22 protein-coding genes and 1 pseudogene are annotated in these 24,661 nt (G+C 57.5%); 15 read left to right on the top strand and 8 right to left on the bottom strand.

The annotated features are described in order from the left end of the window. Nucleotides 1–47: 47 nt before the first annotated feature. Both VV869_RS24450 and VV869_RS22465 read right to left on the bottom strand, forming a co-directional pair. Nucleotides 48–681 (bottom strand): annotated as a pseudogene (locus VV869_RS24450) (hybrid sensor histidine kinase/response regulator); the annotation flags it as partial. 235 nt (nucleotides 682–916) lie between these two features. Then, a complete protein-coding gene (locus VV869_RS22465) occupies nucleotides 917–2,083 on the bottom strand; it encodes a 3-phenylpropionate MFS transporter (protein WP_337737178.1) in 1,167 nt (388 codons plus the stop codon). Between the two features lie 313 nt (nucleotides 2,084–2,396). Between VV869_RS22465 and VV869_RS22460 the strand changes: the two genes are divergently transcribed. The 11 genes from VV869_RS22460 to fis all read left to right on the top strand — a co-directional run bounded on the left by VV869_RS22460 (nucleotide 2,397) and on the right by fis (nucleotide 14,154). After that, the gene (locus VV869_RS22460; RefSeq protein ID WP_337737176.1) at nucleotides 2,397–4,211 is read left to right on the top strand and encodes a DUF294 nucleotidyltransferase-like domain-containing protein; all 1,815 of its coding nucleotides are present in this window, start codon (nucleotides 2,397–2,399) and stop codon (nucleotides 4,209–4,211) included. A gap of 46 nt (nucleotides 4,212–4,257) precedes the next feature. Continuing rightward, nucleotides 4,258–4,881, top strand: coding sequence for a 3'-5' exonuclease (locus VV869_RS22455; RefSeq protein ID WP_337737175.1), 624 nt, complete (start codon nucleotides 4,258–4,260; stop codon nucleotides 4,879–4,881). Between the two features lie 198 nt (nucleotides 4,882–5,079). Continuing rightward, nucleotides 5,080–7,029, top strand: coding sequence for an acetate--CoA ligase (gene acs, locus VV869_RS22450; RefSeq protein WP_337737174.1), 1,950 nt, complete (start codon nucleotides 5,080–5,082; stop codon nucleotides 7,027–7,029). 369 nt (nucleotides 7,030–7,398) lie between these two features. Further along, on the top strand, nucleotides 7,399–7,860 hold the full coding sequence (gene aroQ, locus VV869_RS22445; RefSeq protein WP_337737173.1) for a type II 3-dehydroquinate dehydratase: 462 nt from the start codon (nucleotides 7,399–7,401) through the stop codon (nucleotides 7,858–7,860). A gap of 66 nt (nucleotides 7,861–7,926) precedes the next feature. Continuing rightward, entirely contained in the window at nucleotides 7,927–8,391 is a 465-nt protein-coding gene (gene accB / locus VV869_RS22440) for an acetyl-CoA carboxylase biotin carboxyl carrier protein (RefSeq protein WP_337737172.1), read from the top strand. Between the two features lie 12 nt (nucleotides 8,392–8,403). Beyond that, complete coding sequence (gene accC, locus VV869_RS22435) at nucleotides 8,404–9,747, top strand: acetyl-CoA carboxylase biotin carboxylase subunit (RefSeq protein ID WP_337737171.1); 1,344 nt, start codon at nucleotides 8,404–8,406, stop codon at nucleotides 9,745–9,747. A 187-nt stretch (nucleotides 9,748–9,934) separates the two neighbouring features. Then, nucleotides 9,935–10,216 (top strand): YhdT family protein, encoded by a 282-nt coding sequence (locus VV869_RS22430; protein WP_337737170.1) that lies wholly within the window; start codon nucleotides 9,935–9,937, stop codon nucleotides 10,214–10,216. After that, nucleotides 10,209–11,669, top strand: a complete 1,461-nt coding sequence (gene panF / locus VV869_RS22425; protein WP_337737169.1) for a sodium/pantothenate symporter — start codon at nucleotides 10,209–10,211, stop codon at nucleotides 11,667–11,669. Before VV869_RS22430 ends, panF begins: the two co-directional genes overlap by 8 nt. 152 nt (nucleotides 11,670–11,821) lie before the next feature. Further along, nucleotides 11,822–12,706 (top strand): 50S ribosomal protein L11 methyltransferase, encoded by an 885-nt coding sequence (prmA, locus tag VV869_RS22420; RefSeq protein ID WP_337737168.1) that lies wholly within the window; start codon nucleotides 11,822–11,824, stop codon nucleotides 12,704–12,706. A gap of 163 nt (nucleotides 12,707–12,869) precedes the next feature. Continuing rightward, the gene (gene dusB, locus VV869_RS22415) at nucleotides 12,870–13,835 is read left to right on the top strand and encodes a tRNA dihydrouridine synthase DusB (protein WP_337737167.1); all 966 of its coding nucleotides are present in this window, start codon (nucleotides 12,870–12,872) and stop codon (nucleotides 13,833–13,835) included. A 22-nt stretch (nucleotides 13,836–13,857) separates the two neighbouring features. Further along, nucleotides 13,858–14,154 carry a DNA-binding transcriptional regulator Fis gene (gene fis / locus VV869_RS22410; RefSeq protein ID WP_005372656.1) on the top strand — a complete coding sequence of 99 codons (297 nt, stop codon included), beginning with the start codon at nucleotides 13,858–13,860 and terminating at the stop codon, nucleotides 14,152–14,154. A gap of 206 nt (nucleotides 14,155–14,360) precedes the next feature. Here fis and ppnP read toward each other — a convergent pair whose 3' ends face one another. Further along, nucleotides 14,361–14,642, bottom strand: a complete 282-nt coding sequence (gene ppnP / locus VV869_RS22405; RefSeq protein ID WP_261601174.1) for a pyrimidine/purine nucleoside phosphorylase — start codon at nucleotides 14,640–14,642, stop codon at nucleotides 14,361–14,363. 289 nt (nucleotides 14,643–14,931) lie between these two features. Here ppnP and adhP point away from each other — a divergent pair, with 289 nt between their 5' ends. Further along, on the top strand, nucleotides 14,932–15,945 hold the full coding sequence (adhP, locus tag VV869_RS22400) for an alcohol dehydrogenase AdhP (RefSeq protein WP_337737161.1): 1,014 nt from the start codon (nucleotides 14,932–14,934) through the stop codon (nucleotides 15,943–15,945). Between the two features lie 34 nt (nucleotides 15,946–15,979). On the opposite strand, the gene zntR is transcribed toward adhP, so the two are convergent. Then, complete coding sequence (gene zntR / locus VV869_RS22395; RefSeq protein WP_337737160.1) at nucleotides 15,980–16,396, bottom strand: Zn(2+)-responsive transcriptional regulator; 417 nt, start codon at nucleotides 16,394–16,396, stop codon at nucleotides 15,980–15,982. A 234-nt stretch (nucleotides 16,397–16,630) separates the two neighbouring features. Here zntR and purH point away from each other — a divergent pair, with 234 nt between their 5' ends. Next, a complete protein-coding gene (gene purH, locus VV869_RS22390) occupies nucleotides 16,631–18,238 on the top strand; it encodes a bifunctional phosphoribosylaminoimidazolecarboxamide formyltransferase/IMP cyclohydrolase (protein ID WP_337737159.1) in 1,608 nt (535 codons plus the stop codon). A gap of 213 nt (nucleotides 18,239–18,451) precedes the next feature. Beyond that, nucleotides 18,452–19,735 carry a phosphoribosylamine--glycine ligase gene (purD, locus tag VV869_RS22385; RefSeq protein WP_337737158.1) on the top strand — a complete coding sequence of 428 codons (1,284 nt, stop codon included), beginning with the start codon at nucleotides 18,452–18,454 and terminating at the stop codon, nucleotides 19,733–19,735. Nucleotides 19,736–19,815: 80 nt separating this feature from the next. Here the strand turns inward: purD and VV869_RS22380 are convergent, their stop codons facing one another. After that, nucleotides 19,816–20,514: a DUF1481 domain-containing protein gene (locus VV869_RS22380; RefSeq protein WP_337737157.1), complete on the bottom strand. Its 699-nt coding sequence runs from the start codon at nucleotides 20,512–20,514 to the stop codon at nucleotides 19,816–19,818. A 41-nt stretch (nucleotides 20,515–20,555) separates the two neighbouring features. Further along, entirely contained in the window at nucleotides 20,556–20,828 is a 273-nt protein-coding gene (hupA, locus tag VV869_RS22375) for a nucleoid-associated protein HU-alpha (RefSeq protein ID WP_261601180.1), read from the bottom strand. Between the two features lie 227 nt (nucleotides 20,829–21,055). On the opposite strand from hupA, the gene VV869_RS22370 reads away from it, so the two are divergent. Beyond that, on the top strand, nucleotides 21,056–22,114 hold the full coding sequence (locus VV869_RS22370) for a hemolysin family protein (RefSeq protein WP_337737156.1): 1,059 nt from the start codon (nucleotides 21,056–21,058) through the stop codon (nucleotides 22,112–22,114). Between the two features lie 133 nt (nucleotides 22,115–22,247). Here VV869_RS22370 and brnQ read toward each other — a convergent pair whose 3' ends face one another. Together brnQ and VV869_RS22360 are read right to left on the bottom strand one after the other, a co-directional pair. Further along, on the bottom strand, nucleotides 22,248–23,564 hold the full coding sequence (gene brnQ / locus VV869_RS22365; RefSeq protein ID WP_337737155.1) for a branched-chain amino acid transport system II carrier protein: 1,317 nt from the start codon (nucleotides 23,562–23,564) through the stop codon (nucleotides 22,248–22,250). Nucleotides 23,565–24,053: 489 nt separating this feature from the next. Next, nucleotides 24,054–24,641, bottom strand: a complete 588-nt coding sequence (locus VV869_RS22360; RefSeq protein WP_337737154.1) for a YjaG family protein — start codon at nucleotides 24,639–24,641, stop codon at nucleotides 24,054–24,056. Nucleotides 24,642–24,661 lie beyond the last annotated feature (20 nt).

Genomic DNA, 24,661 nt, shown 5'->3' with positions numbered 1-24,661 from the left:
ATCGAGTGCTCCGGCCAGCGCCTCTACCGGCAGATCCGCCAGCAGACCGAGCGCAAACACCCCGACAATCAAAAATGCCACCAGCTTGACGATCGACTCAAACGCCACCGCCATCATCATGCCGCGGTGATGCTCGGTACTATCGATATGGCGGGTGCCGAACAGCACGGTGAACACCGCCAGCGCGGCAGTGACCATCCAGGCAATATCGCTGTCATCAACCCCGCTTTGCTGACCGAGCGACGGGGCAATCTGCGCCAGACCCATGGTGATCCCCCGCAGTTGCAGGGCGATATACGGCAGGATGCCGATCACCGCAATCAGGGTAACCACCACCGCGAGCCCCTGGGATTTGCCATAACGGGCGGCAATGAAGTCGGCGATGGAGGTGATATGTTCGCGTTTGGCGATCAGCACCAGCCGAGCCAGGATCCGCCAGCCCACGGTGAACACCAGGATCGGCGCCAGGTAAATCGGTATAAACGACCAGATATTCTGGCTGGCCTGGCCGACCGTGCCGTAAAAGGTCCAAGAGGTGCAGTAAACTGCAATTGAGAGACTGTAAATCCACGGCCGCCATCCCGCCATCCATTGCGGTTTTTTATCGCCGTACCAGGCGATCAGAAACAGCAATCCCAGGTAGGCCAGCGAAACCGGCACAACGATCCATCCCAGTGCCATGATACTTCCTGATTGTAAATAAGAGGTAAACGCATGGTAGCGGATCGGTGCGGTTGCACTCAATCAGCATGATCACACTTCTTCAGCGGGCGAGGTGCTGCAGGCGAAGTTCCGCGGGCAAAGGAGAAGTGGCGGTAAGCAGAGGAGGAACGTTGGCAGGCGGATGAACAAGCGGGGAGCCTGCGCCGATCCGCATCGGCACAGGCAAGGTGTTCAGTTCGCGTAAGTCGCGGGATCAGCTGCGGGCTTCGGCCACCCGGCGATCCGGCTGGGAGTCAATTTTCATCAGCAGGACCGGCGCACCCATGGCCGCCATCAGCCAGAACACGTTGGCGCCCCACATGCCGTACAGCCAGCCGCTGAGCGCCGTCATCAGCGCCATGAACGCCCCCAGCGGCAAGGCATTATACAGCGCCTGCAACGCCACCACCTGATTGCTCTGGGCATGCTGGATATAACGAATCGTCGCCAGGTGACACGCAGCAAACGTCACCCCGTGCAGCGCCTGGACCGCCACCAGCACCGGCAGCTCCGTCATGGTCGCCGTGATCCCCCAGCGCAGCATGACGCCGACCGCCGCCAGGCGGAACATCGCGGCCACACTCCAGCCGGAGAATAAGTACTTACTGAAAGCAAACACCGCCACTTCCGCCACCACACTGAAGCTCCAGAGGTAGCCAATCACATCTTCACTGTGACCGACGCCCTTCCAGTAAATGGTGCTGAAGCTGTAATAGGCGGCGTGGCTGCCCTGCAACAGGGCAATAATCACCAGAAAACGTACCACCTGATGGTCAGTCATCATCTGCATCAGTGCCGGGCGCGCCTGCGCCTGATCGCCCTCGGAGATCAGCGGCACCGTCGGCTGACGTAGGGAGAACAACAGCGCAGCAACCATCCCGGCAACGGCCACCCAGGGGATCACCGACGCATCGTATCGGGCGGCCAGCATGCCGACCACGGTCGAGCCGGCGATAAACGCGATCGAGCCCCACAGCCGGGTTCGACCATAGTCTAAATGGCCGTCTTTGGCGTAGTGGTTGGCGACCGCATCTGACAGCGGCATGATCGGGCCAACCAGCAAGTTATAGGCAACCGTCACAATAGTTAGTGCCCACAAACTTCCGCCGCAGTAAATATACGCAATACAGCTGAGCAAGGTGGCCAGTGCCAGCCAGCGCAACGCCGGGATCAGGTGTTCGGCCCGGTGAATCCGCGGCGTGATCACCAGGTTCGCCAGACAGCGGACCGCAAACCCCAACCCGAGTAACAAGCCGATATTGGAAGCGCTGACCCCGAGATGGGCCAGCCACAAGGCCCAGAAAGGCAAATAAACGCCGTAATTAAAAAAGAAACCAATCAGGTATTGTGAGGTCCACCCGAACGGGCTGCTTCGCAACATGCCAAATCCTATATGCAGAATGAAGAATAATCAGCCGCTATTATGCCGAATATCCCCTGCTCGCCCCAACGAAATTATCAGACAATTTATTTTCCCCTTTTCTTATCCCGCCAGCCCGCCGACCGCTATCACGACCGCTAACACAACAGCCGGCAAGAAGACGGAAACCCCGCCGCCTGATGAGCGCCCACTCACCCAGTCCGACCCTAGACTAAAGTCGTCTGGAGCTTACTGCCGTCCTGAACAACACTAGCTAGCATAAATACCCAATCCTTTTTCTGTGCGCCATGCGCCCTTTGTGCGGAAGCTTGTTATGCCAGATAAATTCGATACCTCGTTGCCACCCTTTGACCGCCTCAGCGACAACCAGCAACAGTGCTTGCGTGATGCCCTGGATGTTGCCTATTTCCGGGCCGGGGAGACCATTATCGAAGCCGACGAAGCCTGCCAGCAGCTCTATATTATTATCAAAGGCAGCGTGGAAGAGCGCTCGGCCGACGGCCAGGAGATTTTCGCCCATTACACGGCCGACGACTTGTTTGATGTCCGTGCCCAGCTCGATCAGCACAGCCGCCACCATTACCAGGCGCTGGAAGACACCTTGTGCTACCTGCTGCCGCGCACCCATTTTGTCGAGCTGTACCAGTCCAACGCGCAGTTTGCCGCCTACTTTGACGGCAACCTGGCCCAGCGCCAGCAACTGCTGGACGAGGCACACCAGCAACAAAACCTGGCCGAATTTATCCTGACCAAAATCAGCGATGACAACATCCAGCCCTGCCTGATTGTGCCGCACGAGACCAATCTCACCGCCGTCACCCAAGCCATGCGCGATCACCGTATGGATGCCGCGCTGGTCAAACTCAATGCCACGCCGCAATACGGCATCGTCACCCGCACCAACCTGCTGCATGCCGTGCTGCTGGACGGCCTGCCGCCCTCAACACCGGTCAGCCAGGTCGCCACAACCCCGGTGATCAGCGTGAACAAGGGGGATTTCCTGTTCAATGCCATGCTGGCCATGACCCGACATAAAGTGAAGCGGGTACAGGTACTCGACGGCGATGAAGTGGCCGGAATGCTGGATCTCACCCAGGTGCTGAGCCTGTTTTCCACCCACTCCCATGTGCTGACCCTGCGCATTGCCCGGGCCGAGACCATCGATGAGCTGGCGCTGGCCGCCGGTAGTCAGCACCGGTTGGTGGAAACCCTGTTTAACAACGGCATCCACACCCTGTTCGTGATGGAGCTGATTGCCACCGTCAACGAGCAGATTATCGAGAAAGCCTTCCAGCTGGTGGTCCCGCCCGAGATGCACGACCATTGCTGCCTGATGGTGATGGGCTCGGAAGGACGCGGCGAGCAGATCCTCAAAACCGACCAGGACAATGCCCTGATCATCCAGGACGGGATTGACTGGCCGGACTGCGCGCAGGTCATGGCCCAACTGACCCAGACCCTGCACCAACTGGGCTATCCGCTATGTCCCGGCAAAGTCATGGTCAACAACCCGCAGTGGGTCAAGCATCAAAGTGAGTGGTTACATACCATCAGTGATTTTGCCCGGGCCGGTACTGAAAACACCATGATGTCCCTGGCCATTCTGGCCGACAGCCACGCGGTGGCCGGCAACCGGGCGTTGCTGACCCCGTTGCAGGACCACCTCCACCAGCGGCTGGCCGATCAGGAATTGCTGCTGGCAACCTTCACCCGGCCAGCCCTGAAGTTCAGTGTGCCACTGACCCTGTTCGGCAAACTGAAAGCCGGCAAGGAAGGACTGGATATCAAGCGCGGCGGGATTTTTCCCATTGTCCACGGCATCCGGGCCCTGGCGCTGGAGCACGCCATCGCCGACAACAACACCTTTGCCCGGATTGACCAACTGACCCACCGCCGGGTGTTGGAATCCGATACGGCCTCCAACCTGAGCGAGGCCCTCAAACTGTTTATCAAGCTGCGCCTGCGCCAGCAACTGAGCCAGCATCAGGATCCGCAGAGCCGGGGGCTGCAACAGCACCTGGATATCAGCGTTCTGAGCCGGGCCGAGCGGGATCTGCTGCGCCACAGCCTGCATGTGGTGAAGAAATTCAAGGAGTGGTTGGGTTACCACTATCAGATCCGGGATTAACCCGGTGTCGGTGGTTCGCCTGCGGACCGCCCGTTGAGGAGATGTCATGAATATGCTCAGCCGTTGGTGGTACCAACATAAATTCAAGGATACCCCGCACCAGGCGCTGTTTCAGCGCTACCAAGGGGATGAACTGGTGTCGCTCGACTGCGAAACCACCAGCCTGGATCCGCACAGTGCCGAGCTGGTGACGATTGCCGCGACGCGTATTAAAGCCAACCGGATCATGACCAGCCAGTCGATCCACCTGACCCTGCGCGCGCCGGGCAGCCTGGATGCCGACTCGGTCACCGTGCACCGGATCCGCCACCAGGACTTGCAGGAAGGGATGGAGGAGCGCGAGGCCCTGCGTCAGTTGCTCGATTTCATCGGCAATCGGCCGTTAGTCGGTTACCACATCCGCTACGACAAGACGATCCTCGATCGCTACTACCGGCGACTGTTCGACTTTACGCTCCCGAACAAAGTGGTGGAAGTGAGCCATCTCTACCACGAACGCCTTGAGCGGCTGCTGCCCAATGCCTACTACGACCTCAGTCTGGAGGCCATCAGCCGTCACCTGGATCTGCCGGTACCGGAGCGGCACGACGCCCTGCAAGATGCCATTACCGCCGCGCTGATCTATGTCCGGCTCAAGCACGGCGACATCCCGACCCTGCGCTCGGCCTGACGAGACCGCCTGCCCGGTGCAAGCTTTTCACTGCAACGGCAATGTAACAGCCCATTGCCGTCCCTGAAGGGCCTCTCTCATCCTAAAGTCTAATTGTGACCGGCAGCATTCTGTCGGAAGTTATATCCACACAACCGAAAGCATTACCCAGCATTATCCGGTCCGGTATGGACAGTGACGGAACACAAGGAGAAGAGAATGAGTGAGGTTCATGTGTATCCAGTAACCGAGGACATCGCAGCCAAAGCCCATATCAACGACGAGCAGTACCGCGAGATGTACCAGCAGTCGGTGATTAACCCAACCGGCTTCTGGCGCGAGCACGGTCAGATTGTTGACTGGATCAAACCTTTTACCCAGGTCAAGAACACCTCATTTGACACCGGCCACGTCAGTGTTAAATGGTTTGAGGACGGCACCCTGAATGTGTCAGCCAACTGTCTCGACCGTCACCTGGCCACCCGCGGCGATCAAGCGGCCATCATCTGGGAAGGGGATGACCCGGCTGATGATGCCACCCTGACCTACAACGAGCTGCACGAACAAGTCTGTAAATTTGCCAACGCGCTGAAGAGCCAGGGCGTTCGCAAAGGCGATGTCGTCTGCCTGTACATGCCGATGGTGGCCGAAGCTGCCGTCGCCATGCTGGCCTGTACCCGCATCGGCGCCGTCCACACCATCGTCTTCGGCGGATTCTCGCCGGAAGCCCTGGCCGGGCGGATCATCGACTCCAATGCCAAAGTCGTTGTCACTGCTGATGAAGGGATGCGCGGCGGCCGTGCCGTGCCATTGAAGCAAAATGTCGACGCTGCCCTGGCCAACAGCGACGTGACCAGTATCGAAAAAGTCGTGGTGTTCAAGCGCACCGGCGGCGAGATCGCCTGGGATGACACGCGCGATGTCTGGTGGCATGAAGCCACGGCTGTTGCCTCTGCCCATTGCGAGCCGGAAGAGATGAACGCCGAAGATCCGCTGTTCATCCTCTATACCTCGGGCTCCACCGGGAAACCGAAAGGGGTCCTGCACACCACCGGCGGCTACCTGGTGTATGCCACTATGACCTTCAAATACGTGTTCGACTACCAGGAAGGCGATGTCTACTGGTGTACCGCGGATGTGGGCTGGATCACCGGTCACAGCTACCTGGTCTACGGCCCGCTGGCGAACGGGGCAACGACCCTGTTGTTTGAAGGGGTGCCGAATTATCCGTCCACCAGCCGCATGAGCGAAGTGGTCGACAAGCACCAGGTCAACATTCTCTATACCGCCCCAACCGCGATCCGCGCCCTGATGGCCAAAGGCAACGCCGCTATTGAAGGCACCAAACGCACTTCCCTGCGGATCATGGGCTCGGTCGGTGAGCCGATCAACCCGGAAGCCTGGGAGTGGTACCACCGCACCATCGGCGACAGCCGTTGCCCGATTGTCGATACCTGGTGGCAAACCGAGACCGGCGGGATCCTGATCACCCCGCTGCCGGGTGCAACCGCCCTGAAGCCGGGCTCAGCCACCCGTCCGTTCTTCGGTGTACAGCCGGCACTGGTCGATAACATGGGCAACATTCTCGAAGGGGCCACTGAAGGCAACCTGGTGATGATTGACTCCTGGCCGGGACAAATGCGCACCCTGTGGGGCGATCACGAGCGCTTTGAGCAAACCTACTTCTCGACGTTCCAGGGCATGTACTTTACCGGAGACGGGGCCCGTCGCGACGAAGACGGCTACTACTGGATCACCGGTCGGGTCGATGACGTGCTGAACATTTCCGGTCACCGGATGGGCACCGCCGAGATCGAATCCGCGCTGGTGGCCTTCGACAAAATTGCCGAAGCCGCCATTGTCGGGGTCCCGCACGACATCAAGGGTCAGGCCATTTATGCCTATATCACCCTGAACAACGGTGAAGTGCCGACTGCCGAGCTGCACAAAGAAGTCAAGGACTGGGTCCGCAAGGAAATCGGCCCGATTGCCACCCCGGACTTCCTGCACTGGACCGACGCGCTGCCGAAAACCCGCTCGGGCAAAATCATGCGCCGTATTCTGCGCAAGATTGCCACCGGCGACACGGCCACCCTGGGAGATACGTCGACCCTGGCCGATCCGAGCGTGGTCGAGAAGCTGATTGCCGAGAAACAGAAAGTCCTGTGATCCGGCCCAATAAAAACCGCCTGCGGGCGGTTTTTTTGATCGAGGCCTAAAACTCCCGCGCTCATCGCGAACCGAAGCGATAAGCAAGCTACACTGAACAACATTGCATCCAACGTGCGCCGAACCGCAAACCACCACGGCCCCCGAGCCTGATAGGGCGTCATCCGGCCGCCATCCAGTTTTCAGCGTACAGATGTTCAGGTCAAAAGTGGTGATTAGACCAGTATTTTGCTGCTAATTGTGGTGAATTCTCTATAATTGCTCAGCAAGCGTGTTTTGGCAGCAACTACGGGAAGAAAAAACAGCTGGTTTGCATTTCAATGCGACAACCTGACACATTCCCCTAATTACGAGTAAAATAGCCTCAAGATGTCGACAAACTACCGAATTTTATTACTCAATGGCCCCAACCTGAATCTACTCGGGACCCGCGAGCCAGGGATCTACGGTCAGCAAACGCTGGACGAGATCGTGGCCAACCTGTCTGCCAAAGCACATGCACTGGGCGCGACCCTGGAACACCTTCAATCCAATGCCGAGCACGCGCTGATTGAAGCGATCCATCAGGCCCGAGACCGGGTGGATTTCATCCTGATCAACCCGGCGGCTTACACCCATACCAGCGTCGCCATTCGCGATGCCTTGCTGGGGGTCAGCATCCCGTTTATTGAAGTGCACCTGTCCAATGTGCATGCCCGTGAGCCGTTCCGACACCATTCTTACCTGTCGGATCAGGCTGTTGGGGTGATCTGCGGACTAGGCACCGACGGTTATGAATTTGCACTGCAAGCGGCCGTTCGCCGCCTGCAGGCCATCGCCGACCTGAATTAACATTCGCCGTGGAGGCCGCCCATTGCTGCCTTCCCATCGCTAAACGAACAAAACAGAGAAAGATAAATGGATATTCGTAAGATTAAAAAACTGATCGAACTGGTTGAAGAGTCTGGTATTTCTGAGCTGGAAATCTCTGAAGGTGAAGAGTCAGTACGCATCAGCCGTAACTCTACCGTTGTTGCTGCACCGGCACACGCCCAAATGTACGCACCTGCAGCACCAGTCGCGCCGGCGCCAGCCGTTGCCATTGAAGCGCCTGAAGCGCAAGCGACCACCACGCCGTCAACGCCTGCCGGTCACTCTGTGCTGTCGCCAATGGTCGGGACTTTCTACCGCGCGCCAAGCCCGGATGCGAAGCCATTTGTTGAAGTTGGCCAGAGCGTCAAAGTCGGCGATACCCTGTGCATCGTTGAAGCGATGAAGATGATGAACCAGATCGAAGCTGACAAAGCCGGTACGGTTGTGGCGATCCTTGCAGAAGATGGCGATGCCATTGAGTTTGATCAGCCGCTCGTTATCATCGAGTAACCGGGGCGCGATATGTTAGATAAAATTGTTATCGCCAACCGAGGCGAAATTGCCCTGCGTATTTTGCGTGCCTGTAAAGAGCTGGGTATCAAAACCGTTGCCGTTCACTCCACGGCAGACCGCGATCTGAAGCACGTGCTGCTGGCAGATGAAGCGATCTGTATCGGTCCGGCACCAAGCGGCGAAAGTTACCTGAACATCCCGCGCATCATCAGTGCCGCGGAAATCACCGGCGCGGTTGCCATCCACCCGGGGTATGGCTTCCTGTCTGAGAACGCAGACTTTGCCGAGCAAGTTGAGCGCAGCGGCTTTATCTTTGTCGGCCCGAAAGCGGACACCATCCGCATGATGGGTGACAAAGTTTCTGCGATCACTTCCATGAAAAAAGCCGGCGTACCGTGTGTGCCGGGCTCTGACGGCCCGCTGGGCGATGATGAAGCCAAGAACAAAGCTTGTGCCAAGCGCATCGGCTACCCGGTGATCATCAAGGCGTCCGGTGGTGGCGGCGGTCGTGGGATGCGTGTCGTGCGCAGCGAAAGCGATCTGATCGAATCGATTGCGATGACCCGCGCCGAAGCCAAGGCAGCCTTCAATAACGACGTCGTTTACATGGAAAAATTCCTGGAAAACCCACGTCACATTGAGGTTCAGGTGCTGGCTGACGGTCAGGGCGGTGCGATCCATCTGGGTGAGCGTGACTGTTCCATGCAGCGTCGCCACCAGAAAGTCGTTGAAGAAGCACCAGCACCGGGCATCACCGAAGAGATGCGCAAGTACATCGGTGAACGTTGTACCCGTGCCTGTGTTGAAATCGGCTACCGTGGTGCCGGGACATTCGAGTTCCTGTATGAAAACGGTGAGTTCTACTTCATTGAAATGAACACCCGAATTCAGGTTGAGCACCCGGTGACGGAAATGGTGACCGGCATTGACCTGATCAAAGAGCAGCTGCGTATCGCGGCAGGCCAGCCACTGTCGTTCACTCAGGATGACATCAAGCTGCGCGGCCATGCGATCGAGTGCCGGATCAACGCAGAAGATCCGGTCCGCTTCCTGCCATGTCCGGGCAAAATCACCCGTTTCCATTCGCCAGGCGGTATGGGCGTCCGTTGGGAGTCCCACATCTACTCGGGCTACAGCGTACCACCGCACTACGATTCCATGATCGGCAAACTGATCACTTACGGTGAGAACCGTGATGTGGCCATTGCCCGCATGAAGAATGCCCTGAGCGAAATGATCATCGACGGGATCAAAACCAACGTCCCGCTGCAGCAGGACATTATGGCCGACGAAAACTTCCAGCACGGTGGCGCCAACATCCACTACCTAGAGAAGAAGCTGGGTATCCACTAAGCACCCTGCACAATTGCTGACGAAGGCTGCCTCCGGGCAGCCTTTTTCTTGCGCCACCCCTCGGCCGTTTCTAGCGCCGCTCCCCATCTTTTGCCACAATAGCCGCCTTGCTTTGGTACCGGCATTACTCACCCTTTTCGTTCAAACCGTTCGCGACTAATGCTGCTTAACGACTGGAGACTTCCGTATGAAGACGCTCTCTGCTCGCTATCACCAGGCCCATAAAGAAGCCAAATGGGCCCTGGGGTTAGCGCTCGCTTATTTTTTCTGGTGGTACGGCTCGGCGTATGCCTTCGCCCCCGATCCGGCCCAGACCTCGCTCCCGGAGCTTTACTGGGGCTTCCCGCTCTGGTTCCTGCTGGCTTGTATTATCGGCCCGGTGATCTTTACCCTGCTGTGCGCCCTGATGGTGAAATACCTCTATCAGGACATGCCGCTGACTGTTGACGAGGATACGCCGGATGTCTAATTCCCTGTTGATCCCTCTGGTGCTGTACCTCGCTGCCGTGTTCGGTTTCGCCTGGTTCACCCGCCGCCACCAGCAACGCGGCAGCGGCTTTCTCAGCGAATACCTGGTCGGGGGCCGCAGTATGGGCGGGTTCGTCCTGGCGATGACGCTGGCCGCCACCTATGCCAGTGCCAGCTCATTCATCGGCGGGCCGGGCGCGGCTTATAAGATGGGCCTGGGCTGGGTGCTGCTGGCCATGATCCAGCTGCCGGCCGCCTGGCTGACGCTGGGGGTGCTGGGCAAGAAGTTTGCCATTGAGGCCCGGCGCCACAACGCCCTGACGCTCAACGATATGCTCTATGCCCGCTATCGCAACCGCGGCGTGGTGATCTTCGCCTCCCTGGCGCTGCTGCTGGCCTTCTTCGGGACCATGGTGGTGCAGTTCGTCGGCGGTGCCCGGTTGCTGCAAACCGTCACCGGCCTCTCTTATGAGCAGGGCCTGATGCTGTTTGCCGCCACCGTCGGCCTGTATACCACCATCGGCGGGTTCCGCGCAGTAGTGATGACCGACACGGTTCAGGGGATCATGATGATCATCGGCACGCTGGCGCTGCTCGGCGGGATCATCCATGCCGGGGGCAGCGTCGGAGAGCTGATCACGGATCTGCACCGGATCGACCCGGATCTCATCACCCCGTTCGGCCCGGACAACTTCCTCTCCCAGCCGTTTATGTTGAGTTTCTGGGTCCTGGTGTGCTTTGGCGTGATCGGCCTGCCCCATGCGGCCGTGCGCTGCATGTCGTACAAAGACAGCCGCTCGCTTCACCGCGGCATGGTGATCAGCACCGCCATGGTGGCCTTCCTGATGCTGGGCATGCATCTGGCCGGTGCCCTGGGCCGCGCCATTGTGCCGGATATCGCCAGCCCGGATCAGATCATGCCGACCCTGATGATGACAGTGCTGCCGCCGGTGGTGGCCGGAATCTTCCTCGCCGGTCCGATGGCCGCGATCATGTCGACCATCGACTCGCAGCTGATCCAGGCCTCGGCAACCCTGCTCAAGGATCTTTACCTCAATTACATTAACCCAGCCGCCGCGAGCGCCCCGGAGACCGAATCCCGACTACCGAAACTCTCGCTGTGGGTCACCGGGATTTTCTCGCTGCTGGTGTTCATTGCCGCCACCAACCCGCCGGATATGATTATCTGGCTCAACCTGCTGGCCTTCGGCGGCATGCAGGCCGTCTTCCTCTGGCCGCTGGTGCTGGGCCTGTACTGGAAAAAAGCCTCAGCCACCGGCGCCTTTGCCTCAATGATCACCGGCCTTGGCTGCTACATCGGCCTGTCGGTGTTCAAGCCGGATCTCGGCGGCATGCATGCCATCGTCCCGACGCTGGCCCTTGGCCTGATCAGCTTTGTCCTCGGCAGTCTGGCCAAACCGACCTTCGTCGCTGAGCCGCAGCCCCAGGCGTAACGCTCGTCCACCTCCCCCACCAGATAGCACCTGCCGGTGCTATCTTTTTTCAGAGGCGGCCCCAGCCGGCGCCGCCATGAATCAGGTGCGAGCTGCTGACTTTTTATGCTAGACTCCGCACCTTTGAACCGAAGCCTGATTGGAAATGAGCCATGCCCTGGATTCAGATTAAACTCAACGCAACCGCAGAAAATGCCGAAGCCATTGGCGATATGCTGATGGAAGAGACCGGCGCCCTGTCCGTCACCTTCCTTGACGCCCAGGATACTCCGGTGTTTGAGCCGCTCCCTGGTGAAACCCGCCTGTGGGGCGATACCGATGTCGTCGGTTTATATGATGCCGAGTCCGACATGGATCTGGTGCTCACCCTGCTGAAAAACAGCTCGCTGCTGGCCGACGACTTTGCCTATAAAGTTGAACAACTGGAAGACAAAGACTGGGAGCGCGAGTGGATGGATAACTTCCACCCGATGCGTTTCGGCCGCCGCCTGTGGATCTGCCCGAGCTGGCGCGAAGCGCCGGAACCGGACGCCGTCAACGTCCTGCTGGACCCGGGCCTGGCTTTCGGAACCGGAACCCACCCGACCACTTCGCTGTGCCTGGAATGGCTGGACGGCCAGGATCTGACCGGTAAAACCGTGATCGATTTCGGCTGTGGCTCAGGCATCCTGGCGATTGCCGCCATCAAGCTGGGTGCCGCCAAGGTGATCGGGATTGATATCGACCCGCAAGCTATTCTGGCTTCCCGCGACAATGCGGAGCGTAACGGCGTGGCTGATCAGCTGGAGCTGTTCCTGCCGCAAGATCAACCGGCCGACATCCAGGCCGATGTCGTGGTCGCCAACATCCTGGCTGGCCCGCTGCGCGAGCTGTCGCCGGTGATTAAGGGACTGGTCAAAGACGGTGGCGATCTGGCGATCTCCGGCGTGCTGGAAAGCCAAGCGGAAGATGTCGCCGCGTTCTACAGCGACGCCCTGACCCTGGACCCGATCACCGCCCGCGAAGAGTGGTGCCGAATCTCCGGTCACAAGGCATAACGGCACAATCTCGGCCAGGATTTGATTGTGCACAAAATGGCCAATTGATTGAATTTCATACGCTTTTGTAATTCAAAAACGAAATGCTCAATTATTGGCCTTTTCAGAAAGGGAAAAAATGCGTAAAATGCGCGCCCTTACTGGCACAGTCAGGAACAGACGTTTGAAGATCGGTCCTTATCAACTAAAAAACCAGCTGATTGTCGCGCCCATGGCGGGTGTCACCGATCGGCCATTTCGTGAGCTGTGTCTGCGCTATGGCGCGGGAATGGCGGTGAGCGAAATGATGTCTTCAAATCCAGATTTGTGGAATACGTCTAAGTCCCAGAACCGCATGGTCCATGAAGGCGAGTCCGGGATCCGCTCGGTTCAGATCGCCGGTGCCGATCCGGCCCTGATGGCCGAAGCGGCACAATTCAGCGTTGAGAACGGTGCGCAAATCATCGATATCAACATGGGTTGCCCGGCCAAGAAGGTCAACAAGCGGCTGGCGGGCTCGGCCCTGCTGCAATACCCGGCGCTGGTCGAAGAGATCCTGCGCAGTGTGGTGAACGCGGTCGATGTTCCGGTAACGCTGAAAACCCGGACGGGTTGGGATCCGGACAACCGAAACTGTGTCGAGATTGCCCAAATGGCTGAGCAATGCGGCATTCAGGCTCTGGCCCTGCACGGCCGGACCAAAGCCTGTATGTACAAAGGCGAGGCAGAATACGATTACATCAGAGCGGTGAAAGAAGCGATTTCGATCCCGGTGATTGCGAACGGTGATATCGACTCACCGGAGAAGGCACGCTTCGTACTGGATTACACCGGTGCCGACGCTTTGATGATTGGCCGCCCGGCTCAAGGGCGTCCGTGGATTTTCCAGGAAATCCATCACTACTTAACAACTGGCGAACATTTGCCGGCCCCATCGATTGATGAAGTCGGCAATACCATGCTGGGCCATGTTCAGGAACTTCACCGTTTCTACGGCGAGTATCTCGGGTTGCGCATCGCACGTAAACACGTGTCTTGGTACTTGAAAGAACATGCTCCGGCAGGAGACTTTCGCCAGACCTTCAACGCTATCGAGGATGCCCAACAGCAAATCGATGCGCTGCAAGGCTACTTCGAAAACGTTGCATAAATACGAGAAGAGCTGACAGAATATGTTCGAACAAAATCTGACTTCAGAAGCACTAACAGTGACGACTGTAACTTCACAAGACCAAATCACACAGAAGCCACTCCGTGACTCTGTCAAGGCGTCACTCAAGAACTACCTGGCTCAGTTAAACGGTCAGGAAGTCGATGATCTGTACGAGCTGGTTCTGGCTGAAGTTGAACAGCCACTACTGGACACCATCATGCAGTACACCCGCGGTAACCAGACGCGCGCAGCAACCATGATGGGCATCAACCGCGGCACTCTTCGTAAGAAGCTGAAAAAATACGGCATGAACTGATTGCCGGCTTCCCCGGAAGCTTTCAAAGAATAAATAAAGGCAGAAACTTCGGTTTCTGCCTTTTGCATTTCTGGCCCGGCTCCGGGCTCACCCCGTCAGCGAACAGCTTCACTGATGCTGTTGACTGCGTGTGCTGTTGATTACATGAAACATGGCAGAGGGTTGCCCCACCCTTTTGGCATCACCACAGACGCTTACCGTTTGAATTAACGGTAGTCACACAGGTAGGCGGTTTCTTTCTCGACTTTGACATGGAAAGACGCATCGCCCGGGACTTCAAAATCATCACCGGCATAGTAAGTTTCCCAGTCAATATGACCCGGCAACTTCACGGTCATGGCCCCTTTGACCACAGTCATCCGCTCCGGCGCAGCAGTCGCAAACGTATATTCGCCCGGCAGCATGACGCCGACACTGGCACGCTCGCCACCGCTCTCAAACCCGATGGATTTGACCTTGCCTTCAAAATATTCATTCACGTTCAACATGATTTTCCTTATCTAAGTTCCGTAACATCTTCATTTCTCGACGCTATCACATTTACGGGTCCGCCCCTAGCAAAAAATACCGACACGATTCGGAAGTGATACGCCGCAACGCTTTCTGGGCCTGTCACCATTGGCTTCGATGTCCGCTCTGGATCGCACGTTCAGAAACAACCCCGGCAACAGACATTCGACACCCCCCACCAATATGAGCCTGGTCACACAAAACGCCACAAATAAGTGATAATAATTATCACTTACACCCATTCAATAACCTAGTTCAGGAGAGATTATGAAAGCTGCTGTCGTCAGTGAGTTCAAAGGGCCGTTGGTGATCAAGGATATCCCGGTTCCGGTGGTCAAAGTCCGCGATGTACTCGTGAAAATCCATGCCTGCGGCGTGTGCCACACCGATCTGCACGCCTGTCGCGGCGACTGGCCGGTGAAGCCGAAAATGCCGCTGGTCCCTGGCCATGAAGGCGTGGGCGAAGTTGTTGCCGTCGGCAGCGAAATTCATCACCTGTCCGTCGGCGATCGGGTCGGTGTGCCATGGCTCTACAGCGCCTGCGGCCACTGCGATTATTGCCTCGACGGCCAGGAAACCCTGTGCCTGGATCAGCACAATGCAGGCTACTCGGTTGATGGCGGCTACGCGGAGTATTGCCTGGCGCATGGTGATTACGCCATCAAGATCCCCGACGGCCTGAGCTATGTCGATGCCGCGCCCCTGTTCTGCGCCGGGGTCACGACCTACAAATCCCTCAAAGTCACTGGGGTGAAACCGGGCCAGTGGGTGGCAATTGTCGGTGCCGGCGGGCTGGGCCACCTGGCCATCCAGTATGCGGCGGCCATGGGCATGAATGTGATTGCCATCGATACCGGTGCAGAAAAGCTGGCGCTGGCCAGAGAGCTTGGCGCCACCCATACCATCGACTTCATGCAGGAATCGCCCTCAGCGGCGGTACAACATCTGGTCGGCGGCGTGCACGGGGTGGTCTGTACCGCGGTGTCGAAGCCTGCCTTCGAAGAGGCCTACAAGTCGATCCGCCGCGGCGGTACCTGTGTGCTGGTTGGCCTGCCACCGGATGAAATGCCGATCCCGATTTTTGATACTGTGCTGAACGGGGTGAAAATCATCGGCTCCATCGTCGGCACCCGAAAAGATCTGCAGGAGTGTCTGCAATTTGCCGCCGAGGGCAAGGTGAAGGCCATTACCCAGGTCAAACCGCTAGAAGACATTAACGCGATTTTTGCCGAGATGGAAAAAGGGGAGGTTAACGGTCGGATTGTGATGGAATTTGCCTAAACGCCCGGTCCGGCAGGCGCAAGGCCTGCCGGATTCACGAGGCTTTATCCTCCGCCGCCAGGGCTTCAAGGATCGAGCAATGGCTGGCATTATCGTCATCATGGCCACAGCAGGCATCATTGATTTTCTTCAGCGCCGTGCGAATCCGGGTCAGCTCGGCAATTTTGCTGTCGATCAGCGTCAGCTTGGCTGAGGTGATCGCCTTGACCTCAGCGCAGCTATGCTCGGTCGCTTCCAGGCGAATTTCCAGCAACTCCCGGATCTCGTCCAGGCTCAGGCCCAACTCTTTGGCTTTCAGGATAAAACTGATCTGTTTCAGGCTGGCTTCGTTATACAAACGATAGCCAGAATCGCTGCGCCCCGCCGGGGTTATCAAACCATTCTTTTCATAGAACCGCAAAGTATCACTGCTGACCTCACACAGCTTGGCCAGTTGCCCAATCATGTACATAGCCGACTTTTCCTTTCCAGAGGCACCTTGAGAAAGTCATCCTGCCTGCCGCAAAAAGCAAACGTTTGCGCAACAGGCGAAATGATGTAAGATAGGCGCCATCGACACAGGGGATCCCTGCCCGGAGATACCGCCTATGGGTCGATTCTACCTGACTGAGGGTATTTGCCAAAACCCGGCTGATACGAGCCGGCTTTTGGCAAATATTCCCCGTGTACAAAAGAGATGGTCACAATGGAAAACGCTCGTCCTATTCGCCGTGCGCTGATCAGCGTATCAGACAAAACTGGAATTGTTGAATTCGCACAAGCTCTTGCCAACCGTGGTGTAGATATCCTGTCGACCGGTGGCACCGCCCGCCTGCTGGCCGAACAAGGCATCAAAGTCACTGAAGTTTCTGACTATACCGGCTTTCCTGAAATGATGGACGGCCGGGTGAAAACTCTGCACCCGAAAGTACACGGTGGCGTGCTGGGTCGCCGCGGCCAGGATGATGCGATCATGGCTGAGCACGGCATTGACCCGATTGACATGGTAGTGGTGAACCTCTACCCGTTTGCCCAGACCGTTGCCAATCCGAACTGTACCCTGGCAGATGCGGTCGAAAACATCGATATCGGCGGCCCGACCATGGTACGTTCGGCGGCGAAAAACCACAAAGACGTGACCATTGTGGTCAACGCCCACGACTATGACCGCATTCTGTCTGAGCTGGAAAGCCACGACGGCTCACTGACCCAGGCCACCCGTTTCGACCTGGCCATTGCTGCGTTTGAACACACGGCGGCCTACGACGGGATGATTGCCAACTATTTCGGCACCATGGTGCCGTCTTACGGCGAGAACGAAGAGGGCGATGCTCCTTCTCCTGAAAATAAAAGCAAATTCCCGCGTACTTTCAACCAGCAGTTCGAGAAGAAGCAGGACATGCGCTACGGCGAGAACAGCCACCAGGCCGCCGCCTTCTACGTCGAGAAGCAGCCGGAAGAAGCCTCGGTCGCCACGGCCCGTCAGATCCAGGGGAAAGCCCTGTCTTACAACAACATTGCCGATACCGACGCAGCACTGGAGTGTGTCAAAGAGTTTGACCAGCCCGCCTGTGTGATCGTCAAACACGCCAACCCGTGTGGTGTCGCGCTAGGTAGCGATATCCTGGAAGCCTATGATCGCGCTTACAAAACCGATCCGACATCAGCTTTCGGCGGCATCATCGCCTTCAACCGCGAGCTGGATGCCGCGACTGCCACAGCCATTGTTGAGCGTCAGTTTGTGGAAGTCATCATCGCCCCGAGCGTATCCGCAGAAGCCATCGCCGTCGTGGCGGCGAAGAAAAACGTTCGCCTGCTGGAGTGCGGTGAGTGGTCGACCAAAACCACCGGCTTCGATGTGAAGCGTGTCAACGGCGGTCTGCTAGTTCAGGACCGCGATCAGGGCATGGTCGGTCTGGACGACCTGAAAGTGGTTTCCCAGCGCCAGCCAAGCGAGGAAGAGCTGCGTGACGCCCTGTTCTGCTGGAAAGTGGCGAAATATGTCAAATCCAACGCGATTGTCTACGCCAAAGGCAACATGACCATCGGCGTTGGCGCCGGCCAGATGAGCCGCGTCTACTCGGCGAAGATTGCTGGGATCAAAGCCGCGGACGAGAACCTGGAAGTGGCCGGTAGCGTGATGGCTTCCGATGCCTTCTTCCCGTTCCGTGACGGCATCGACGCCGCCGCCGAAGCCGGGATCACCTGCGTGATTCAGCCAGGTGGCTCGATGCGCGATGAAGAAGTCATCGCCGCTGCCAACGAACACGGTATGGCGATGGTCTTCACCGGCATGCGCCACTTCCGTCACTAAAACCCATATTCACACCCAGGCCCCGTTCATCGGGGCCTGGGTGTTATTTAATTTAAGCTCACACGTTGTTGTGAGCATTAGCTTTAGCAACTTTTAAGCATTTAGCGCAAAGCCATTTTTTTGAGTTCAAGGAAAGCGCACGGAGTTTATGCCGATAAATGAGTACGCTTGACACCGAAATCAGAAAAATGGCGACGCGATAAGGATGAAAACATGAAAGTTCTGATCATCGGTAATGGCGGCCGCGAGCACGCCCTGGGCTGGAAAGCCGCGCAAAACCCTCAGGTTGAAACTGTCTATGTCGCGCCGGGCAATGCCGGGACCGCGCTGGAGCCGAAGCTGGAAAACGTCGCGATCGGCGTGGAAGACATTCAGGGCCTGGTTCAGTTTGCCCGGGAGCACCAGATTGACCTGACCATTGTCGGCCCGGAAGCGCCGCTGGTGATCGGAGTGGTCGATGCCTTCCGTGCCGCTGAGCTGCCGATTTTCGGTCCGACCGAAGCCGCAGCCCAACTCGAAGGCTCTAAAGCCTTCACCAAAGACTTCCTGGCTCGTCACCAGATCCCGACGGCGGAGTACCAGAACTTTACCGAAGTTGAGCCTGCGCTGGCGTACCTGCGCAAGAAAGGCGCGCCAATTGTGGTCAAAGCCGACGGCCTGGCTGCCGGCAAAGGCGTGATTGTGGCAATGACGCTGGAAGAAGCTGAAGACGCCGTGCGCGACATGCTGGCCGGCAACGCCTTCGGCGAAGCCGGTCACCGGGTGGTGATTGAAGAGTTCCTCGACGGCGAAGAGGCGAGCTTTATCGTCATGGTCGATGGTGAAAATGTACTGCCGATGGCCACCAGCCAAGACCACAAGCGGGTCGGCAACGGCGACACCGGGCCGAATACCGGCGGCATGGGCGCCTACTCCCCGGCCCCGGTGGTGACGCCGGAGATCCACCAGCGCGTGATGGACGAGGTAATCTACCCGACCGTGCGCGGTATGGCTGCCGAAGGCGCGCCGTACACCGGCTTCCTGTATGCCGGCCTGATGATCATGGCCGACGGCACCCCGAAAGTCATCGAATACAACTGCCGTTTCGGCGACCCGGAAACCCAGCCGATCATGCTGCGCATGCAGTCGGATCTGGTTGAGCTATGCCTGGCTGCGATTGACGGCAAGCTCGATACCATGGAGTCGAAGTGGGATCCGCGCGCTTCAATCGGCATCGTGCTGGCAGCTGGCGGCTACCCGGCCAGCTACAATAAAGGCGATGTGATTTCCGGCCTGCCAACGCAAAACACCGAAGGAGAGAAAGTCTTCCATGCAGGCACCTGCATGCAGGACGGCAACGTGGTGACCAACGGTGGCCGGGTGCTGTGTGCCACGGCGATGGCCGACAGTGTGTCTGCTGCGCAGCAGCGTGCCTATGCACTGGCGCAGCAAATCAGCTGGGACGGCATGTTCTTCCGTGAGGATATCGGCTATCGTGCGATCGCCCGCGAGCAGTAATCCCGCCGTCCTTCGTGGATGAACCCCATAAAAAACGCGCTGATTTCAGCGCGTTTTTTGATCGTCAGACCACTCCGGGACTATTGGGTATCCAACAACACCGGCGGCACCAGACACTGCTGGCTGTTATCGGCCAGCAACAGTACCTGGCTGGCTTCGATGCTGTCGCGCCGGACTTTACCGGTCAGGGCCATATAGCCAGTGGCGCGTTCATGCCCGGAGGCCGCCGCCTGCGCCGCAACCGTATTAAACGTCAGCGACTTGGCCCGCTGCTCGCCGCACAGGATCATATGCTGCTGCTGCCAGTAGCCCTGCACTAAGCTCAATCCGGCTTTGCGCTGCTGCGCGATCACCCGCAGTGCCGCATCTACCTGACGGATCGGGGCATACAGCTCGACATCAGACAACGGCAACACGCTGCCATCTTGGGTAAAACGCTGATAGACCGCTTGTCCCTCGGCATCGTAGCGCAGGTGCAGGGTAAACGGCACCAGAAGATGCTCATCGCCCAGCCGGGTGCCCTGACGCTTGATTTCACGCAGTTTGCCGTCCCGCCAGCGATATTCAGACTCATAGCGCTCGCCATGTTCCGCCGTCACGACTCCGGCCAGGTTTACCGGTTGGTTTTGTTGCGAGGTATACCAGTACAATGCCGTCGTGGAGCCTTGCTGATAGCCGGTCGCATGTTTCGAAAGCGGAGAGATAACGGTATCGGAAACGGCAGTGGTTTCACATCCAGCCAGGAGGGAGAGGAAAACTAAAGGAATGAGACGTTTCATAACAAAAACTCCGCCAGATGCGTTATCTGGCGGAGTATAGATTATTTCACTGAGTCTTTCAGTGCTTTACCTGCGACAAATGCAGGAACGTTCGCTGCAGCGATTTGGATTTCCTGACCCGTTTGTGGGTTACGGCCAGTGCGCGCAGCACGGTGGTTTACTTTAAATGTACCAAAGCCAATTAGTTGAACCTGGTCACCTTCCTTCAGCGCGTCAGCAATACCGTCCAGAGTCGATTCCAGGGCGATTTTCGCTTGAGCTTTAGAAAGATCTGCTTTTTCAGCGATCAGGTCAATCAGTTGGGTCTTGTTCATTAGGTTTCCCTTCTAAGGTTTTTCTTAAGACGCATCAACTCTAATTCAAAAGAAGCCCGTGTGGCAAAGGTTTGTCAGCTATGATGTGGCTAGGTGCGGGCTCTTTAACCATAAACTGAGCGCAAGTTCACAAAATGTTACGTACTGGCCGGCGGAAATAGTTGTATTTATTCCCCGTCGCACCGATTAATATAACCGTCACTTTGTTGTTTGTTCATAAGGTAAGCATGATACTCCTAACGATTTACGTCGCGATTGCGATTGGTGTTTCGTTCATTTGTTCGGTTCTTGAAGCCGTTTTGCTCAGCATTTCGCCGAGCTACATCGGGACCCTGCGTCAGCAAGGCCACCCGTCGGCCGCCCGTCTGGCAGCCCTGAAAGATAATATCGATCGCCCACTGGCCTCGATCCTCACGCTCAATACCATCGCCCATACCATCGGGGCAGCAACGGCCGGTGCGCAAGCCGCCGTGGTGTTCGGCAGTCAGTGGCTCGGCGTGTTCTCCGGCGTATTAACGATTGGTATCCTGCTGTTTTCCGAAATCATCCCAAAAACCATCGGGGCCACCTACTGGCGCCAGCTGGCTCCGGCGTCTGCCAGTGTCCTGCGCTGGATGGTCTGGGCACTGACCCCGTTTGTCTGGGTCTCCGAGCAAATCACCCGTCGCCTGTCGCATGGCCACCAGCCACCGAAGCTGCGTGACGAGCTGTCTGCGATGGCGATGCTGGCCAAGGAATCCGGTGAGCTGGCCGAAGGCGAGTCGAAGATCCTGGCCAACCTGCTCCAGTTCCGTGAAGTGAATATCACCAAAATCATGACACCGCGTCCGGTGCTGTTCCGGGTTGCAGCCGAGCAACCGATCAACGAATTTCTCTCCCAGCACAAGGACAGCCCGTTTTCGCGGCCATTGGTCTACAGCGAGCAAACAGATAATATCCTCGGCTTTGTCCACCGCCTGGAGCTGTTCGCCGAAAGCCAGGCCGGTCGCGGCAACAATGAGCTCGGTACCCTGATGCGCCCGCTGCCGGTGGTGCTCAATACCGTCAGTGTGCCTAAAGCGTTCGAGCAACTGATGAAAGAGCGCGCGCAACTGGTATTGATCGTCGATGAATACGGCACAGTCCAGGGCTTGGTGACCATGGAGGATATCTTTGAACACTTGGTCGGCGAGGAGATTGTCGATGAGGCCGATAAGAACACTGACATGCAGCAACTGGCGTTCCAGCGCTGGGAACGCTGGAAGAAACTCCATGGCGTGATTGAAAGCAGGGACGACGAGGCCTAATCCGCTCTCGCCGACATCCATCACAATCCATATCCGCAACCACCCAAATCACAACCACCCAAATCACAACAAAGGGGCCATTTGGCCCCTTTTTGATCTGATGCGTTGATCTCATGGCTGCTCGGACGGCGACTCAGCCCCGCGGCCGCTCAACCGCAGGCACCCACCTTTTGCTTGTCAACGATTTCACCACCATGGCAGCCCCCAGAACCAGAGCCGTCGGAACCACCCAACCGGCATAATAGCCATACAAAGGCAATTCACGGCTCAGCACCCCATGCATCTCTGACGGCATGCTGCCCAGAATATGCAGCGCATCCAGTCCGCCAAAGACCAGCGCCGTCGCTACGGTGCCGACCACACTAACCGGCGACAGGAAGCGGCGCAGCGGCGCAATCATCAGCAGGGCAATGGCGACCGGGTGCAGCGCAACCACAGCCGGCAAGGTGATCGCCAGCAACTGATCCAACCCAATATTGGCCACCAGCGCCGAGGCTCCCATAGTGACCCAGACACATCCCCGATACGACACTGGGGTGAAGGTCCGGCTGTAAAACTCACTGCCCGCCGTCGTGACCCCAATCGCTGTGGTCAGACACGCCAGCACCATCACCACGCCCAGCAGCAGAGTGCCGAACAGGCCGAACCGCGCCGTGGTAAAGGCCGTCAGGATTTCACCACCGTTGCTGTACGCCTGGCCGTCATGAACACTGGTGGCCCCGATGTAGGCCAGGGAAATATAGACTAACGCCATGGCGACAGCATACATCAGCGCGGCAATCAGGGTGTATTTGGCCGTGGCTTTCGGGCAGCTGACCCCCATACTCTGGATCGCCCGGAAGATAATCCAGCCAAAGCCAATCGAGCCCAACGCGTCCATGGTCATGTAGCCCTGGGTCAGGCCTTCCGCCAGGGCACCGGAGACATATGGTCCGGTTGCCGCGCTCAGAGCGCCTGCCGGAGACCACCAGGCCACACCCGCCATCACCACCAGGATCAACAGCAGCACTGGCGTCAGCCATTTCCCCAGGGTATCCACCAGCTTGCCGGGGTACAGGGCGAACATCACCGTCGCCAGACAGAAGATCAGCGAGAACGGGATCAGGGCGGATTCCCCGACAAAAGGTGCGAAGCTGAACTGGTAGGCGACCGTAATGGCCCGCGGGATCACAAACGCCGGACCAATAACAATAAACACCATCACCCAGAAGCTGGTGGCCAGCGGACGCGGTAACACCGTGGTCAGGTTATCCGAACCACCGACCAGCGCGACCACCACCAGGGCAAGCGCCGGCAGGCCGACCCCGGTCAGCAGAAACCCCATCATGCCTTCGATCAGATGATCTCCGGCCTGGTAGCCCAGAAACGGGGGGAAAATCAGGTTGCCTGCACCCAGGTACATGGCAAAAGTCATAAAGCCTAAAGCGGCGATGTTGCGTGCACTTAACATAGTCTTCCTCTGTCGGAGTCAGCCTGAAAGGTACTAGCAAGGGAACGTCAAGATGAAGGAGCGACTCTGCCAGCACAGCTCAGGCTGACAGAAAAATGGTACGGCCTGTCAGCCCCGGATAAGTTCCAGAGAGAGCAGGAGGAGCAGGTTTGCCGCCACAGCGCGCTGGCTGCGGTTCAACAAGCAAGTTGTAAAGGCAGTTGATGACATACCCGATCCCGGCTGACGGTAAAAAAAACAGGAAGGTAAGCCTTCCCGATGACCCCTAAAGTTATAAACGCCCGGCCGATGCCCTGACAAGCCATGGCGAGAAATAAGTGAATTCCTTCAGCGAATTACTAGCATCCTGGTCAATTTGACTGGGCTAAAATCAAAATACCAGAGTAATTTACTAAGATACTCAGCTACACCTTCATGCCCCGGCCATAAAAAAAGAGCTAGGCGGCTCTTTTTTTCCAGAAGTGTCAACTAATGACTACAGTGTTGTCTTTACAGCGAAATGCCCAGATTGCTGATCGCATCTTCCCGCAATTCTTTGCGCAGGCCTTTGATCAGCTCAATGTCCCGCTTCTCCGCCTCTTTCAGGGCCCGGAAAATCGCCCACTGCATGTCCCACTCGGCACACACGGCTTCATTGCCTTTCTGGTTGTCATTTGTCACCGCTTCTCCGGTTTGGGCAAATTCCAGATCCGCCACGGTCTCCGCCGAAAGGGAGCTCAACTTCTCCAGGGTCTCCAGCATCAGATCGCGATCCAGCAGCGCATGAAGCAGATCCGCCAGCGCCATACAGGCATCAATGGCAGGGTTCACCGCATACAGATCGTAGTCTTCGGCACTCGGGACCAGTTCTTCGAGTTTCTCCAGCTGCTTTTCAAAGTCGATCTTGGCCGACTTCACCGTCAGGATCTCCCAGATGCTATCGAGGATCAGGCGGTATTTCTGAGCATCGGCAAACTCAGTTTCCCGGCAGAAAAACGCATAATTCGGATACATCCGCTCGCACAGGGAAACCATAAAGGTAATGTGTTGCCAGGGCTCTAATTTTTCTAGACGAAGCTGAACAGGATTCTTTAGCATGGAGTCATCTGCGGTAGTGA

Source organism: Photobacterium sp. MCCC 1A19761, from assembly GCF_037389125.1.
GTDB lineage: Bacteria > Pseudomonadota > Gammaproteobacteria > Enterobacterales > Vibrionaceae > Photobacterium.
Note: the sequence above shows the minus strand (reverse complement) of the source record. Positions and strands in the feature narration are given on the sequence as shown.

Bases quoted from the DNA above. Each gene is read 5' to 3' on its own strand.
- VV869_RS22465 (WP_337737178.1), bottom strand. From the start codon at position 2,083: ATGTTGCGAAGCAGCCCGTTCGGGTGGACCTCACAATACCTGATTGGT.
- VV869_RS22460 (WP_337737176.1), top strand. From the start codon at position 2,397: ATGCCAGATAAATTCGATACCTCGTTGCCACCCTTTGACCGCCTCAGC.
- VV869_RS22455 (WP_337737175.1), top strand. From the start codon at position 4,258: ATGAATATGCTCAGCCGTTGGTGGTACCAACATAAATTCAAGGATACC.
- acs (WP_337737174.1), top strand. From the start codon at position 5,080: ATGAGTGAGGTTCATGTGTATCCAGTAACCGAGGACATCGCAGCCAAA.
- aroQ (WP_337737173.1), top strand. From the start codon at position 7,399: ATGTCGACAAACTACCGAATTTTATTACTCAATGGCCCCAACCTGAAT.
- accB (WP_337737172.1), top strand. From the start codon at position 7,927: ATGGATATTCGTAAGATTAAAAAACTGATCGAACTGGTTGAAGAGTCT.
- accC (WP_337737171.1), top strand. From the start codon at position 8,404: ATGTTAGATAAAATTGTTATCGCCAACCGAGGCGAAATTGCCCTGCGT.
- VV869_RS22430 (WP_337737170.1), top strand. From the start codon at position 9,935: ATGAAGACGCTCTCTGCTCGCTATCACCAGGCCCATAAAGAAGCCAAA.
- panF (WP_337737169.1), top strand. From the start codon at position 10,209: ATGTCTAATTCCCTGTTGATCCCTCTGGTGCTGTACCTCGCTGCCGTG.
- prmA (WP_337737168.1), top strand. From the start codon at position 11,822: ATGCCCTGGATTCAGATTAAACTCAACGCAACCGCAGAAAATGCCGAA.
- fis (WP_005372656.1), top strand. From the start codon at position 13,858: ATGTTCGAACAAAATCTGACTTCAGAAGCACTAACAGTGACGACTGTA.
- ppnP (WP_261601174.1), bottom strand. From the start codon at position 14,642: ATGTTGAACGTGAATGAATATTTTGAAGGCAAGGTCAAATCCATCGGG.
- adhP (WP_337737161.1), top strand. From the start codon at position 14,932: ATGAAAGCTGCTGTCGTCAGTGAGTTCAAAGGGCCGTTGGTGATCAAG.
- zntR (WP_337737160.1), bottom strand. From the start codon at position 16,396: ATGTACATGATTGGGCAACTGGCCAAGCTGTGTGAGGTCAGCAGTGAT.
- purH (WP_337737159.1), top strand. From the start codon at position 16,631: ATGGAAAACGCTCGTCCTATTCGCCGTGCGCTGATCAGCGTATCAGAC.
- purD (WP_337737158.1), top strand. From the start codon at position 18,452: ATGAAAGTTCTGATCATCGGTAATGGCGGCCGCGAGCACGCCCTGGGC.
- VV869_RS22380 (WP_337737157.1), bottom strand. From the start codon at position 20,514: ATGAAACGTCTCATTCCTTTAGTTTTCCTCTCCCTCCTGGCTGGATGT.
- hupA (WP_261601180.1), bottom strand. From the start codon at position 20,828: ATGAACAAGACCCAACTGATTGACCTGATCGCTGAAAAAGCAGATCTT.
- VV869_RS22370 (WP_337737156.1), top strand. From the start codon at position 21,056: ATGATACTCCTAACGATTTACGTCGCGATTGCGATTGGTGTTTCGTTC.
- brnQ (WP_337737155.1), bottom strand. From the start codon at position 23,564: ATGTTAAGTGCACGCAACATCGCCGCTTTAGGCTTTATGACTTTTGCC.
- VV869_RS22360 (WP_337737154.1), bottom strand. From the start codon at position 24,641: ATGCTAAAGAATCCTGTTCAGCTTCGTCTAGAAAAATTAGAGCCCTGG.